Here is a 14,244-nt window from a genome sequence, read left to right as displayed (position 1 = left end):
TGGCGTATGTGCACATGGACGTACGCGCACTCGGACGTACGCCTGGGCGCACGCGCCACCCGGACGTACGGCCGGCGAGTCAAGGAGACCCGAGGATGCCCGCACCCCGCACCGTTCTGCTCACCGGCGCCGCCGGCGGCCTCGGCAGCCTGATGCGGAACCTGCTTCCCGCCTTCGGCTACCACCTGCGCCTGCTCGACCTGCGCCCGATCGAGGGCGAACCGGACGCGATCACCGCGGACCTCGCCGACCGGGCCGCCGTGCGCGAGGCGGTCCGGGGTGTCGACGCGATCATCCACCTCGCGGGCATCTCCCTGGAAGCCCCCTTCGAGAAGATCCTCAAGGCGAACATCGAGGGCACCTACCACCTCTACGAGGCGGCCCGCGAGGAAGGCGTGCGCCGCATCGTCTTCGCCTCCTCCAACCACGCCGTCGGTTACACCCCCCGGCCCCAGGGGGACGACCCGCTCATCCCGGTGGACACCCCGCGCCGCCCCGACACCTTCTACGGCCTGTCCAAGTCCTTCGGCGAGGACCTCGCCCAGTTCTACTGGGACAAGCACCAGGTGGAGACCGTCTCCGTCCGCATCGGCTCCTGCTTCCCCGAGCCGACCAGCGTGCGCATGCTCTCGGTGTGGATGAGCCCGGCCGACGGCGCCCGGCTCCTCCACGCCGCCCTGACCGCCGAGAACGTCGGACACACCGTCGTCTACGGCTCCTCCGCCAACACCCGCCTGTGGTGGGACCTCGGCTCCGCGCGGGCGCTCGGCTACGAGCCGCAGGACGACTCCGAGCCGTACGCCGAGAAGCTCATCGCCGAACAGGGCGAGCTGGACCCGGACGACCCGGCGCACGCCTGCCTCGGCGGGCACTTCGTGACCGACCCGCCGATCTGGCCGTACTGACCGAAAGTCGTCCACGCGAAGAGGCGGACGGGCAGCGAACAGGCCCGTCCGCCACCCCGTTCGGGCACCGCCGGCGCCCGGACCCACGCCCCGCACCGCCGCGCCCCAGGTCCGCGCCGGTCACCCGCCGACCGGAACGGGCCCGAACGGGCAGCATCGACCCCGCAACAGACCTGGTCAGAGCCGCACCGCCGCTGTAGAACCTCCCCCATGGGCCACACCGGGCCCGAACGGGCACGCAGGCGGAAAGGCGGGTGCAGGCGATGGGACCGAGGACGGCGGAGGACCGTCGGCGGGAGATCGTGCGGCTCGCCCGCGCCACCGGCTCGGTCGACGTCACCGCGCTCGCGGCCGAACTGGGTGTGGCCAAGGAAACCGTACGACGCGATCTGCGCGCCCTGGAGGACCACGGCCTGGTCCGCCGCACCCACGGCGGCGCCTATCCCGTGGAGAGCGCCGGGTTCGAGACGACCCTCGCCTTCCGCGCCACCAGCCATGTGCCCGACAAGCGCCGGATCGCCGCCGCGGCGGCCGACCTGCTCGGCGACGCCGAGACGGTCTTCGTCGACGAGGGCTTCACCCCCCAGCTCATCGCCGAGGCACTCCCCCGGGACCGGCAGCTGACCGTGGTCACCGCGTCCCTGCCGGTCGCGGGCGCGCTCGCCGAGTCCGGTGACGCCTCCGTGCTCCTGCTCGGCGGACGGTCCGTTCGGGCACGCTCGCCACCGTCGACCACTGGACGACGAAGATGCTGGCCGGCTTCGTCGTCGACCTGGCGTACATCGGCGCCAACGGCATCTCCCGCGAGCACGGCCTGACCACGCCCGACCCGGCGGTCGGCGAGGTCAAGACCCAGGCGAGCACGTCCGCACCCAGGACGCGGCCCTGATCGAGCCCCTGTCCTGCGCGGTCCGGGGGTACGACGTCCTGCAGTCCCGTCTCGGCGCCCACGTCCTGATCTACGGCTCGGGGACGATGGGCCTGATGATGCTGGAACTGGCCAAGCGCACGGGCGCGGCGAGCGTGGACGTGGTCGACATCAACCCGGCCCGCCTGGAGACGGCACGCGCGCTCGGGGTCTCGTCGGCGGCGGCGAACGCCGACGAGCTGGACCGCCCCCAGGGCTGGGACGTGGTGATCGACGCGACGGGCAACGCGGCGGCGATCCAGGACGGTCCGGACCAGGTCGCCCGGGCCGGCACCTTCCTCCAGTTCGGGGTGGCCGACTACGCGACCGCGTGACCATCGATCCCTACCGCATCTACAACCAGGAGATCACGATCACGGGTTCGATGGCGGTCCTGCACAGCTACGAGCGCGCGGCGGAACTCTTCGCGAACGGCGTCCTGAACCCCGACGTCTTCATCAGCGACCGCATCCCCCTGGACCGCTACCCGCAGGCCCCGGAACAGTTCGCGGCAGGGGTGGGCCGCAAGATCGTGGTGGTCCCGGAGTAGCCACGGCACGGGCCCTCGGCCCGTCCGGCGTTCGAGGACGAGGCCGTCCAGGCCGACAACGGGGTCCGGGGCGGAGCCCCGGGGACGGGCAGGGGCGGCGGGGGCGGAATCCCCCCTGACCCGCACCACCCGCACCGCCCCCACCCGCACGGAAACCCGAATGGCCGCCGGGTAAGGGAACGGTAAAACGCCCTCGCTCGTTCACGGGGCATGACAGCTATGACCCCCGGCTCGAACATCCCTCTCTCCGCCGCCCGCGTGACGGTGGACGTCACCGCCCCTGTGCGGCTAGACGTATCGGGCCTGCTGCTCACCGCCGACGGCAAGGTGCGCTCCGACGACGACTTCATCTTCTACAACCAGCCCGCCGGCCCGGGCGTGACCCACCGCTCCGGCGGCGGCACGGCCCCGGACGCGATCACGGTCGACACCGCCGCCGTCCCCCCGGGCATCGAGAAGATCGTCGTCACCGCCAGCCCGGACGCCGCCGGCCAGACCTTCCAGGGCATCGAACCCACCGCCACCATCCGCAACGCCGACGACAACAGCGTGCTGGCCGCCTTCACGCCCCCGCAGCTCGGCACCGAGACGGCCCTGGTGATCGTGGAGATCTACCTCCGCAACGGCGCCTGGAAGGCCCGGGCGGTGGGCCAGGGCTACGCCAACGGCCTGGCCGGCATCGCCACCGACTTCGGCGTCTCGGTGGAGGAGGAGCCAGCCACCCCGGCCCAGCCCGCCGCCCCGGCCCAGCAGGCGGCCCCGCCGCAGCCGGCCACCGCCCCGTCGCCGGCCCCGCCCGTCACCGCGGCGCCGCCCGCCGCCCCTCCGGTCGCCCCCGCCCCGGGCGCCGGAAAGATCAACCTGGACAAGGGCCGGGTCAGCCTCCAGAAGAACCAGACCGTCTCCCTCGTCAAGGGCGGCCGCCCGGTCCTGTCCTCGGTCCAGATGGGCCTCGGCTGGGAGCCGGCCTACCGCGGCAAGGACATCGACCTGGACGCCTCGGTCATCGCCTACGGCCCGCAGCGCAACCACATCGACAGCTGCTACTTCGGCAAGCTCCAGATCGTGGGCGGCGCCATCCGCCACTCCGGCGACAATCTCACCGGCGAGGGCGGCGGCGACGACGAGGTGATCACCGTCGACCTCGGCCGGCTCCCGCAGGAGGTCACCGGCCTGGTCTTCACGGTCAACTCCTTCTCGGGCCAGAAGTTCACCGAGGTCGCCAAGGCCTACTGCCGTCTCCTGGACGGAGCCACCGGCGAGGAACTGGTCCGCTTCGACCTCACCAGCGCCGAACCGCAGACGGGCGTGATGATGGCGAAGCTGATCCGTCAGTTCTCCGGCGAGTGGGAGATGACCGCGATGGGCGACTTCGTGAAGTCCCGCACCGTCCGCGGCATGGTGAAGCCGGCCGCCCAGGCCCTGTAGCCGCAAGCGCGGCGGACCCGCACCCCTCGGGGATGCGGGCCGCCGCGTTCAGACCGCCCAGGGCCAGTCCGCGTCCCGGGCCGACTCCAGCAGCGGAACCATGCGGAAGGCCGCGTCCGACAGGCCGCCGAAGGTGTGCCGGTTCGCCGTACCCGACGGACCGTGGCCCGCTCGGTACCCGGCCAGGTTCCAGGTGTAGACCGGCACGTCGGCCGGTACCTGCTCGGTCGGGTCGCCGTGGCGGCTGTACGCGTACTGCTCGTCGGTGACGATCAGCACCCGGTCGTGCTTCCGGTAGTGGCGCCGCACCGCCTCGGTGGTGTCGGTGCCGCCCAGGTCGCCGAAGCGCTCCAGGACCCTCAGCACCGACTCGCCCCGGCGGAACGGCACCCGGTTGCTCGACGTCCCGAACTCCACGAGGTCCGCCTTCGCCGCCCGCAGCGCCAGCGCCGTGCCGAAGACCGCCGCCGCGTCGGCCCGGTTCAGCTCCGAGCGGTCCGACAGGCGCGAGTAGAACATCGAGCCCGAGCGGTCCACCAGGACCAGCGTCCGGCCGGGCAGCGCGGGCACGTTGGCCAGCGAGTGGCCGAGCGCCTGCTCCAGCGGGTACGACCAGCGCAGCGACGGCGCGTGCCGGTACGCGGCCAGGTACCGGAACGGGAACTGCCGCGAGCGCGCCACCTGCGCCGGGTCGCTGATCCTCGCCGCCACCTGCGCCGCGACCTCGTCGCGGACCCCGGCCTCGTCGAAGTTCCTCAGGTTGCGCACCAGCGCCATCGTCCCCATGGACGGGATCACCGCCTCCCAGGCCGCCCGGTCCATCGGACCCTGGAGCCAGCCCGCCAGCATCTCCCAGGTGATCCCGGCCGCCGCGAGCCGCTCGGCGCCGTCGGGTGCCGTGACGACCGCCCGGCGCTCCCCGACGGGCAGCGCCATCAGCTCGCGGTGCGCGGTCAGGACGCGGTTCGACGCGGGCGGCACCGCCGTGTCCGGGTGGTGCCGGCGGTCGAGGGCGTACTGGAACAGCTCGCCCTGCCACGGCTTGTCCGGGTCCGGCGACGCGTGCACCAGGTTGAGGATGTCACCGAAGCGGTAGCCCTTGGACGCGGTGTCGTACTTCAGCAGCGACTTGGCGTGGTAGAGCCGCCGTACGGCGTCGGCGACGCCCCGCTTGACCGGCTTGGGCACGGCGCGTCCGTACGTCGCGGTCCAGTGGGCCAGCAGTTCGCCGGGCTCGTCGGGCCGCTGCAGGACGGAGGCGACGACCTGCCGGTTGGCGGGACCGTCGGTGGCGCCGGCGTCCAGGCGGGCCTTGACGTACTCGGCGGCGCCCACGATCGAGGCGGTGCGCAGATTGCCCTCGCCGCGCAGCCAGCCCAGCAGACCGGCCGTCCAGGACGGGTCGGCGACCGCCAGCTCGCGCACCAGCCGCGCGAAGCGGTCGTCGCGGTGGGCGCCGGTCTCGTAGAAGGTCTCCTGCGTCACGAAGTTCCCGACGGCGAGCAGGAACAGCTCGGAGCGCTCGTCCCGCTCACGGCCCCGGCCTCCCTCGTAGGTGCGCAGCATCCGCCCCGTCGATGTCACGCGGGAAGCGGGCTGCGCCTTCGCGGCCTTGGTGTTGAAACGCGCCATGGTGAATTCCCCCGAATTCCTTTCGGAGGGAGGCACAGCAGAAGGAAGGTGCCCGAGGACGGAGTCGGCGGCGGAGAAAAGCCGGACGCGTCTTCCGCTTCCGCCACACCGGCCCCGGGGCCGGTGACGGGATTCGAACCCGCACCCCTGTGAAGGATCCGGTCCTGAAGTATCCGCTGCCTGCGCACCGGGCACCCACCAAATGCTGCGCCTCCCGAGATCAAGTCGGCGGCGGCCTGGATTCTTTGGCAGAGAAGGAGCCGCAGCCTGCGCACCGGGAGGTGCATGGAATTGTGGTGTCCAGAGATCGAGGCCGGCGGAACCGACGTGGTGCTCTGACCCCTGAGCTACACCGGCGCGTCGTGCCGGTGGCGGGACTCGAACCCGCGACCGCCCCATTATCAGTGGAAGTAGGTCCTGCCTTCGCACCTGGACGTGCATCACTCTAAAAGGGCGGCCCCGGGACGGGCGAGCGAATTAATTCGCCGTCAGCTTCTGCGCGGCTACCGGCGCTTCTGCCGCTTCCACGGCCCGGTGATGGCGAGCATGATGCCCGGTTCCTGGATGTTGGCGTACAGGGTGCGGCCGTCGGGCGAGAAGGTGACGCCGGTGAACTCGCTGTACTCCGGCTCCTCCTCGGTGCCGATGTTCAGCTCGTTGCGGGCGATGGGGTAGGTGCGGCCGCTGTCGGTGGCGCCGAACAGGTGCTGGACGCCGTCCCCGTCCTCGGCGACGACCAGGCCGCCGTACGGAGAGACGGTGATGTTGTCCGGGCCGTCGAAGTGCCCGTCCTCGGCCGGGTCTGGGTTGGCGCCGAGGAGGACCTTCAGGGTGAGGGTGCGGCGCCTGGGGTCGTAGAACCAGACCTGGCCGTCCTGCGGCCGGCCGGGGCTGTCCTCCTCGCGGGCGTAGGAGGAGACGATGTAGGCGCCGCCGTCGCCCCACCACATGCCCTCCAGCTTGCGGGCCCGGGTGACCTCGCCAGGGCCGAACTGCTCGCGGACCGCGACCGTGCGGGCGTCCCGGTCGGGCACGTCGATCCAGTCGACGCCGTACACGGTGCCGGTCCTCGTGGCCCGGGAGAGGTCGTCGACGTACCGGCCGCCGGAGTCGAAGCACCGGGGTGCCTGGAGGACGCCGGCGTCGTCGGCGAGGGCGCGCAGCCTGCGGTGGCCGTAGGCGAAGCCCCGCGGCGGGGTCCAGCGGTAGAACAGGCCGTTGGGCTCGTCGGCGTCCTCGGTGAGGTAGGCGTGGCCGCGCCCGGGGTCGATGACGACGGCCTCGTGCTCGAAGCGGCCGAAGAACTTCAGCGGCTTCGGGTCGCGGTTGGCGCGGCGGTCGGCGGGGTCGACCTCGAAGACGTAGCCGTGGTCCTTGGTCATGCCGTTCTCGCCGGCCCGGTCGGCGTTCTCCTCGCAGGTCAGCCAGGTGCCCCACGGGGTGGAGCCGCCCGCGCAGTTGTTGGCGGTGCCGGCGATGCCGACCCATTCGGCGACGTGGCCGTCGGGGCGCACCTCGACGACGGTGCAGCCGCCGGGGGCGGCGGGGTCGTAGACGAGGCCCTCGGCGAGCGGGACGGGGTGCTCGTGGCCGGAGCGGGGGCCGTCCATCTCGTGGTTGTTGACCAGGAGGGTGGTGCCGCGCGGACCGTCGAAGGCGGCGGTGCCGTCGTGCTCCGCGGGGGTGAACTCGCCGGACTCCAGCCTGGTCCTGCCGCAGTGGGTGAGGATGCGGTACGAGAACCCGGCGGGCAGGGCGAGGATGCCGTCCGGGTCGGGCAGCAGCGGCCCGTAGCCGACCCCGTGATCATGGCCGTGCCCGCGGCCGTGCCCGTGGTCCTCCCCCACGCTCTCGGTGTCCGTGGAGGCCAGCGCCTGGGGAGCGGAGGCGAGGGCGCCGACGCTGCCCGCCAGTGCGACACCGGCGCCGGAGAGCGCGGTTCGTCCGGCGAAGTCCCTGCGGGTGAGCGACATGGTTTCTCCTGTGACGGTGGGCGGGCCGTGGAGGGTGGCGGACCTCGGTCGGCGACACCGTCCCGCCCCGCGCTGAACACCGGTTGAACGCCGGTCGACGCCCCCGGGCCCGCTTCCGTGAATCCGGCCCGCCCCCCGGACACACCCGGCCGCCCACGCCACGAGCCCGCTGAGCCGTCCGCCCCGCGGGCCGGCTCGCCGAGCGGATCGGCTCGCCGAGCACCCGCCCACGCGCCCGCCCACCCACGCGTACGATCCGGGCCGCGTGCGGACGCATACCGCCCGCGGCCCGCCGACGCACACCCGTAGCCGACCAGGCGCCGGCGCCTACGGAACCGCCGCGTGCCGGCGCCCGCGGCCCTGGTCGCTCAACCCCCCTGCTGGGACCGGGCCTTGAAGGCCGCCTTGCGGGCCTCCTTGGCGATCTTCTTGTCCGGGTGCAGCCGGCCCATCGCCTCCAGGACGTCCGCGGTGGCCGGGTGGTCGACGCGCCACGCGGTGTCGAAGAAGCCGCTGTGCTGCCGGGCGAGGCCCTCGACCAGGGCGCGCAGTTCCTCGGAGTTGCCCTCGGCGGCGAGCTGCGCGGCCACCGTGTCGATGGTCAGCCAGAAGATCATGGCCTCCGGCGGGGCGGGCACGTCCCGGGCGCCGTGCTCGGTGAGCCAGACCCGGGCCAGCCCGCCCAGTTCGGAGTCGTCGAGGACTTCGCGCAGCGCGGGCTCGGCGTCGGCACCGACCAGGGAGAGCGCCTGCTGGCAGCGCAGCCGGCGCAGCGGCGCCCCGGCGTCCGAGCCGCGCGCCGCCGCCAGCAGGTCCCGGGCGGCGGCGAGGGGCTCGCGGCCGGCCAGCCACTGCTCGGTCTCGGCGTGGGCCGCCGCCGACGGGTAGGCGGCCGTGCCGTCGAGCAGCGCGTCGGCGTCCTTGTCGACGAGGTCGCCGACCGCGGGTGCCGTGAACCCGGCCTCCTGGAGGCGGGCCCGCAGCCCGTACAGGCCGAGCGGGGTCAGCCGCACCATGCCGTAGCGGGAGACGTCGGTGTCGTCGACGGGCGCCGCGGGCTCCTCGTCGGCGTCGGCCATCAGGGCCTCGTCGACCGGCTGGTAGGCGACGAGGCCGATCGGCTCCAGCAGCCGGAACTGGTCGTCCAGCCGCATCATCGCGTCGGACACCTGCTCCAGCACGTCGTTGGTGGGCTCGCCCATGTCGCTGGGCACGAGCACGGAGGCGGCCAGCGCCGGCAGCGGCACCGCGGTGTCCTCGGGGCCGTCCTCGCCGACGGTGAGCAGGTACAGGTTGCCGAGCACTCCGTCGAGGAACTCCGCCTCGGCCTCCGGGTCCCAGTCGAGGGAGGACAGGTCCAGCTCGCCGTCGCCCTCGGCGATCGCGTCGACCAGGCCGCCGAGGTCGGGCACGCTCGCGTCGGAGACCACCGTGTCCAGGGCGGCGAGCCACACGCCCAGCACCTCCTGCGGGGAGCCGCCGGTGAGCAGGGCGAGGTCCTCGCCGGCCGTGACGGTCCCCTCCTCCTCGTCCACGATCTCGACGAGCCCGGTGTCCACCGCGACCCGCCAGGCCTCGCTCGCGTACGCCGCGGCGTCCTCGCCGGTGAGTCCGAGCACCTCGGCCGCCGCGGGAAGCTGCTCCTCCACGAGCCCGCCCCCGGCGTCGACGCGGGTGTCCGGCCCGGCCCAGCGGGCGAGCCGGGCGGCGCGGGACAGCAGCGGGGTGGACAGGGCGTCCCGGGCCAGCTCCGCTTCGGGGTGCAGCCGCACCGGCGGCAGGGTGGAGCTGTCTGACATCGGCTGTTTCTCCTCGCGCACGCCTTGACCGCCGTACGGCCATCCGGACGCCGTACGGCTTCAGCCGCTCAGCCTAGACGGGTTTCCACCCATGCCGCCCGGTTCATCTCCCCGTCAGCCGTCGTACATGGCCGAAACCTTGACAACAGGCGTGGCCACACAGGAGATTGACGCGCGTAGAAAGCGGGGGGACAAGTGTTCACTCAGGTTCCCGACGGCACGACCGCCCCTCGCGCCCCACGCACCAGGACGTCTCATCCGCGTCCCGCCCTCGTCCCGGCGCTCCGTCACGTCCCCGGAGGGATCCCCTTGCCGACCAAGCCGTCCGCGCGCCTCGCCGCGCTCACCGTCGCCGCCGTCTGTTCCGCGTCCACGATCGCCGTCACCTCCCCCGCGCACGCCGCCGACGCCGTGCGCATCCATGACATCCAGGGCACCACCCGGATCTCCCCGTACGCCGGGAAGCAGGTCACGGACGTGGCCGGAATCGTCACCGGCGTGCGCACCTACGGCTCCTCCAGGGGCTTCTGGATCCAGGACCCGGCCCCGGACGCCGACCCGGCGACCAGCGAGGGCGTCTTCGTCTACACCGGCTCCACGCCGAAGGTCGCCACCGGCGACGCGGTCACCGTCTCCGGCACGGTGACGGAGTACGTCCCCGGCGGCACCTCGTCCGGGAACCAGTCGCTGACCGAGATCACCCGCCCGACGGCGACGGTCGTCTCCAGCGGCAACCCGGTCCCGGCGGCCACGGCGATCCGCGCCCGGTCGGTGCCGCGCGCCTACGCCCCCGCCGGGGACGAGTCCGCGAACGGCTCCGTCAACCACCTGCCGTTGCGCCCGCGCACGTACGCCCTGGACTACTACGAGTCGCTGGAGGGCATGAACGTCGAGGTCGCCGACGCCCGCGTGGTCGGCGCCACCGACCCGTACACCGAGCTGTGGGTGACGGTGAAGCCGTGGGAGCACCGCAACCGCCGCGGCGGCACCGTCTACGGCTCCTACGACTCCCAGAACACCGGCCGGATCCAGATCCAGACGCTGGGCAGGGCGGCCGACTTCCCCGACGCGCACGTGGGCGACACCCTCGCCGGGACCACCGCCGGCCCGCTGGACTTCAGCCAGTACGGCGGCTACACACTGGTCGCGAACGAGCTCGGCACCCTGCGCGAGGGCGGCCTGGAGCGGGAGACGACGCGCGAGCAGCGGCACGGCGAGCTGGCGGTGGCGACGTACAACGTCGAGAACCTCGACCCGTCCGACGGGACCTTCGCCGCGCACGCCGCCGCGATCGTGCACAACCTCGCCTCGCCCGACATCGTGTCGCTGGAGGAGATCCAGGACAACAGCGGCGCGAAGGACGACGGCACGGTGGCCGCGGACCGGACGATGGCCGAGCTGATCGACGCGATCGTGGCGGCCGGCGGCCCGCGCTACGAGTGGCGCGGCGTCGACCCGGTGGACAAGGCCGACGGCGGCCAGCCCGGCGGCAACATCCGCCAGGTGTTCCTGTTCAATCCGGACCGGGTCTCCTTCACCGACCGCCCGGGCGGCGACGCGACGACGGCCACCGGGGTGACGGAGGTGCGCGGCAAGGCGGCGCTGACGGCCTCTCCGGGCCGTGTCGACCCCGCCGACCCTGCCTGGGAGAACAGCCGCAAGCCGCTGGCCGGCGAGTTCGTCTTCCGGGGCCGGACGGTCTTCCTGATCGCCAACCACTTCGCCTCCAAGGGCGGCGACCAGTCCCTGACCTCCCAGTACCAGCCGCCGACGCGCGGTTCGGAGACGCAGCGCCACCTCCAGGCGAAGTCCGTGAACGCCTTCGTCAAGGAGATACTCGGCGTTCAGAAGAACGCGGACGTCATCGCCCTCGGCGACATCAACGACTTCGAGTTCTCCGGGACGACCCGCCTGCTGGAGGACGGCGGCGCGCTGTGGTCGGCCGTCAAGTCCCTGCCGCCGAGCGAACGTTATTCGTACGTCTACCAGGGCAACAGCCAGGTTCTCGACCAGATCCTGATCAGCCCGTCGATCCGCCGCGGCGGGAACTTCTCCTACGACAGCGTGCACGTCAACGCGGAGTTCCACGACCAGATCAGCGACCACGACCCGCAGGTGCTGCGGTTCCGTCCGTAGCGGTCGCCTCCGTGGGGGCGGGTGCGTCCCGTGAGCAGCGGGTTCAGTCGGGCACCAGGCCGAGGGCGTGGTCGTACCGGCCGACGGTGCTGCCCGTCAGGCCCGGGAACGTCCGGACCCGCTCCCACGATGCGGTCGACGGCGCGGCCAGCGACCGCTCGTGGGCGTCGGCGTCCACCCACTCCGCGTAGTTGAGGACGTGGCTGCCGTCGGTGCTCAGGTGGAAGTGGGCGGCGATCAGGCCGGAGTGGTTCTCCCGGTCGTCGGCGAGTGCCTTGAGGACGGCGTCGATCCAGTCGGAGCGCCGCCCGGCCGCCTCCGGTGCGAAGTCGATCCGCACGGTGACGACCACGCCCGCGGTCCGGTCGTCCCCGGCCGCGCGCTGGTGGCTGCGGTGGTGCCGGTACCGGCCGAGCCACAGCCGCTCGATGTCCGGCACGGCCGTGTCGATCTCGTCGTTGCGCTCCTGCCGGTGGGTCTTGAAGAAGGCCTCGTAGACCTGCTCGGTCTCCCACTGGGAGTGGTGCAGGAGCGTCCGGCCGTCGTGCCCGGCGTAGACGTGGTAGCTCTTCAGGCCGGCTGTCGGCCACGGGCGGTTCTCCCAGGTGCGGGCGATCGCCTCGACGGCCCGGCGCCGGCGTTCGGGGGTGCCCACGTTCCAGGTGCTGAAGAAGGGCGCCTCGACGTCCGGGCGGACGAGGTCGGGGTGTGCGTCGGTACGGCGGGTCATGCCGGCCTCCACGGGTCGGTGATCGTCGTGTGCGCGCACCACTCTCCGACCTCGACTTTGGTTGAGGTCAAGCCCGGTCAAAGCCTTTCCGGCGCCGTGTTCCGGCGGCCGGTTCCCGGGCACCGCGAAGGGCCCCGGCGTTCCGGGGCCCCTTGCGCGGGCGGGATCGGCTCAGTGGTGGCCGTGGCGCCGCCGCCACAGCACACCGGCGGCGACGACGGCGCCGGCGGCCGCCCCGGCGACGAGCAGGGTCCGAGGGCTGCCGCGCCCCGCCCGGACGGCACTGTGCACGGGTCCCGGCGCGTCGTGCTGGACGGTGCCGTGCCCGGCCCGGCCCGCCTTGTGCCGGCCGCCGTGTCCCGCGCGCCCGGCCCGGTGCTGCACGGCGTGACCGGCCCGGCCCGCCCGCTCCTGCACGGTGTGCCCGGCGTGCGCGGCGGAACTCTTCAGCTGCACGGTCAGCGCGCCGGCCTTGTCCTTGAGGTCGGCGGCACGGGCCTTGGCGCGGCCCTTGACGTCCGCCATGCCGGCCAGTTCCTCGACCGTGTCGCCGAGCTGGCTGCGGGTCTGCTCGATCTGCCGCCGCAGCTCGTCGGGGCCCTTGGCCCCGCCCGCGGCCGCCGGCTCCGCAGAGGAGCCGGACCGCGTGCTGTCCCCACTCGTCGCGTCCGTCATCGGTACGCCCTTTCCTTGATCTCCTCCACATCGGCCCTGACGCTGCCGAGGGTCTCCTCGGGCGTGGGGGGCGCGGCACGGCGCAACTGCGCACGGCCGGCCATCGCCAGCACGCCCGCGACCAGGAAGAGCACCGCCGTCACGATGAGTGCCGCGGCCCAGACGGGCAGCGCCAGCGAGAGTGCGGCGGTGGCCGTGCCGGCCAGGGCGATCAGACCGACGTACGCGATGGCGCCCGCTGCGCCCAGCAGCCCGCCGCCACGCCCGGCGCGCCGCCCCTTCGCGGTCAGTTCCGCCTTCGCGAGGGCCACTTCCTGACGCACGAGCCGCGAGAGCTGTTCGGTGGCCTGCCCGACGAGTTCGCCCACGGAGTGGTGTTCGTCGTGCACGGGTGGCCTGGTGTCCATGGTCCCGGTCACGGTGTTCCGCCTCCTCTCGGGTTCGGAACGCCCGGGTACCCCGGTCGGCCGGCGCTACCCCGCCCACCCACCGCTCAGCATCGCTTAACAACAGCTCGTAGCAGAATTAAGTTCACCGATGGCTCTGCCGACACTACGTCCATGACGACGCACCACCGCCCCGGCGCCGCCCCCTTCGGCCGCTCCCTCTGCGCCATGATCACGCCGTTCACCGAGGAGGGCGCCCTGGACCTCGACGGCGCCCAGCGGCTGGCCGCCGGTCTGGTGGAGCGCGGCTGCGACGGGCTGGTCCTCTCGGGCACGACGGGCGAGTCGCCGACGACGACGGACGCCGAGAAGGCGGCACTGATCACGGCGGTGCGGGAAGCGGTCGGCGACAAGGTGTCGCTGGTGGCCGGGGTGGGCACGGCCGACACCCGGCACACCGTGGAACTGGCCCTGGCGGCGGAGAAGTCCGGCGCCGACGGCCTGCTGGTGGTGGCGCCGTACTACAGCAAGCCCCCGCAGGACGCGCTGGAGGCGCACTTCCTGGACGTCGCGGAGGCGTCCGGCCTGCCGGTCATGCTGTACGACATCCCGGGCCGCACCGGCACCCGCATCGAGCCGGACACGATGGTCCGGCTCGCCGAGCACCCGAGGGTCGTGGCGGTGAAGGACTGCTCGTACGACGTCCTGGGCGCCCAGCGGGTGCTGGCCCGCACGGAGCTGGCGTACTACGCGGGCTGCGACGAACACGCGCTCGGGCTGTACGCGACGGGCGGCACGGGCTGGGTGAGCACGGTGGCGAACGTCGTACCGGACCGCGTCCACGCCATCCTGGGCGCCTTCGCGGCGGGCCGCACCGCGGAGGCGGCCCGGCTCCAGTTGCGGGCGTCCGAACTGATCGAGGCGATGATGGCGTCGGGCCTGCCGGGAACGGTCACGGCCAAGGCCCTCCTCAACGACCTGGGCCTGCCCGCGGGACCGGTCCGCGCCCCGCTGCGACCGGCCGGCCCGGAGACCACGGCCGGTCTCCGGGCGGCGTACGAGCGGCTGGTGGCCGCCTGATCGGGGAGGAGGACGCCCGATCCGGGTGGGCCCCTTCGGGTGG

At 73.2% G+C, this 14,244-nt stretch carries 10 protein-coding genes and 2 pseudogenes; 6 read left to right on the top strand and 6 right to left on the bottom strand.

The genetic code is table 11. The features are described from left to right. Positions 1-95 precede the first annotated feature (95 nt). The 4 genes and pseudogenes from ACLGIH_RS26450 to ACLGIH_RS26435 all read left to right on the top strand — a co-directional run bounded on the left by ACLGIH_RS26450 (position 96) and on the right by ACLGIH_RS26435 (position 3,790). Positions 96-905, top strand: coding sequence for an NAD-dependent epimerase/dehydratase family protein (locus tag ACLGIH_RS26450; protein WP_416527780.1), 810 nt, complete (start codon positions 96-98; stop codon positions 903-905). 263 nt (positions 906-1,168) lie between these two features. Continuing rightward, positions 1,169-1,785: pseudogene (locus tag ACLGIH_RS26445) on the top strand (DeoR/GlpR family DNA-binding transcription regulator); the annotation flags it as partial. After that, positions 1,764-2,362 (top strand): annotated as a pseudogene (locus tag ACLGIH_RS26440) (zinc-binding dehydrogenase); the annotation flags it as partial. The pseudogenes ACLGIH_RS26445 and ACLGIH_RS26440, both read left to right, overlap by 22 nt. A 219-nt stretch (positions 2,363-2,581) precedes the next feature. Then, positions 2,582-3,790: a TerD family protein gene (locus tag ACLGIH_RS26435; RefSeq protein ID WP_416529480.1), complete on the top strand. Its 1,209-nt coding sequence runs from the start codon at positions 2,582-2,584 to the stop codon at positions 3,788-3,790. Positions 3,791-3,838: 48 nt separating this feature from the next. On the opposite strand, the gene ACLGIH_RS26430 is transcribed toward ACLGIH_RS26435, so the two are convergent. The 3 genes from ACLGIH_RS26430 to ACLGIH_RS26420 form a co-directional block, all read right to left on the bottom strand. After that, on the bottom strand, positions 3,839-5,422 hold the full coding sequence (locus tag ACLGIH_RS26430) for a TROVE domain-containing protein (protein ID WP_416527779.1): 1,584 nt from the start codon (positions 5,420-5,422) through the stop codon (positions 3,839-3,841). Between the two features lie 503 nt (positions 5,423-5,925). Next, positions 5,926-7,395: an alkaline phosphatase PhoX gene (locus ACLGIH_RS26425; RefSeq protein ID WP_416527778.1), complete on the bottom strand. Its 1,470-nt coding sequence runs from the start codon at positions 7,393-7,395 to the stop codon at positions 5,926-5,928. Between the two features lie 368 nt (positions 7,396-7,763). Then, positions 7,764-9,194, bottom strand: a complete 1,431-nt coding sequence (locus ACLGIH_RS26420) for a hypothetical protein (protein ID WP_416527777.1) — start codon at positions 9,192-9,194, stop codon at positions 7,764-7,766. 309 nt (positions 9,195-9,503) lie between these two features. Here ACLGIH_RS26420 and ACLGIH_RS26415 point away from each other — a divergent pair, with 309 nt between their 5' ends. Then, the gene (locus tag ACLGIH_RS26415; protein WP_416527776.1) at positions 9,504-11,330 is read left to right on the top strand and encodes an endonuclease/exonuclease/phosphatase family protein; all 1,827 of its coding nucleotides are present in this window, start codon (positions 9,504-9,506) and stop codon (positions 11,328-11,330) included. A gap of 43 nt (positions 11,331-11,373) precedes the next feature. On the opposite strand, the gene ACLGIH_RS26410 is transcribed toward ACLGIH_RS26415, so the two are convergent. From ACLGIH_RS26410 to ACLGIH_RS26400, 3 genes are all read right to left on the bottom strand, one after another. Continuing rightward, entirely contained in the window at positions 11,374-12,060 is a 687-nt protein-coding gene (locus ACLGIH_RS26410) for an antibiotic biosynthesis monooxygenase (RefSeq protein ID WP_416527775.1), read from the bottom strand. A 171-nt stretch (positions 12,061-12,231) separates the two neighbouring features. Then, positions 12,232-12,735 carry a DUF3618 domain-containing protein gene (locus tag ACLGIH_RS26405; RefSeq protein WP_416527774.1) on the bottom strand — a complete coding sequence of 168 codons (504 nt, stop codon included), beginning with the start codon at positions 12,733-12,735 and terminating at the stop codon, positions 12,232-12,234. Then, positions 12,732-13,154: a phage holin family protein gene (locus ACLGIH_RS26400; protein ID WP_416527773.1), complete on the bottom strand. Its 423-nt coding sequence runs from the start codon at positions 13,152-13,154 to the stop codon at positions 12,732-12,734. The genes ACLGIH_RS26405 and ACLGIH_RS26400 overlap by 4 nt, the downstream gene beginning before the upstream one ends. A 141-nt stretch (positions 13,155-13,295) precedes the next feature. Here ACLGIH_RS26400 and dapA point away from each other — a divergent pair, with 141 nt between their 5' ends. After that, positions 13,296-14,201, top strand: a complete 906-nt coding sequence (dapA, locus tag ACLGIH_RS26395) for a 4-hydroxy-tetrahydrodipicolinate synthase (RefSeq protein WP_416527772.1) — start codon at positions 13,296-13,298, stop codon at positions 14,199-14,201. The last annotated feature ends 43 nt before the right edge of the window (positions 14,202-14,244 follow it).

The organism is Streptomyces hamibioticus (genome assembly GCF_047946815.1).
In the GTDB taxonomy this organism is placed as follows: Bacteria; Actinomycetota; Actinomycetes; order Streptomycetales; family Streptomycetaceae; genus Streptomyces.
This window is presented reverse-complemented; position numbering and strand designations above follow the sequence as displayed.

Bases quoted from the DNA above. Each gene is read 5' to 3' on its own strand.
- ACLGIH_RS26405 (WP_416527774.1), bottom strand. From the start codon at position 12,735: ATGACGGACGCGACGAGTGGGGACAGCACGCGGTCCGGCTCCTCTGCG.
- ACLGIH_RS26430 (WP_416527779.1), bottom strand. From the start codon at position 5,422: ATGGCGCGTTTCAACACCAAGGCCGCGAAGGCGCAGCCCGCTTCCCGC.
- ACLGIH_RS26425 (WP_416527778.1), bottom strand. From the start codon at position 7,395: ATGTCGCTCACCCGCAGGGACTTCGCCGGACGAACCGCGCTCTCCGGC.
- ACLGIH_RS26420 (WP_416527777.1), bottom strand. From the start codon at position 9,194: ATGTCAGACAGCTCCACCCTGCCGCCGGTGCGGCTGCACCCCGAAGCG.
- ACLGIH_RS26450 (WP_416527780.1), top strand. From the start codon at position 96: ATGCCCGCACCCCGCACCGTTCTGCTCACCGGCGCCGCCGGCGGCCTC.
- ACLGIH_RS26410 (WP_416527775.1), bottom strand. From the start codon at position 12,060: ATGACCCGCCGTACCGACGCACACCCCGACCTCGTCCGCCCGGACGTC.
- ACLGIH_RS26435 (WP_416529480.1), top strand. From the start codon at position 2,582: ATGACCCCCGGCTCGAACATCCCTCTCTCCGCCGCCCGCGTGACGGTG.
- dapA (WP_416527772.1), top strand. From the start codon at position 13,296: ATGACGACGCACCACCGCCCCGGCGCCGCCCCCTTCGGCCGCTCCCTC.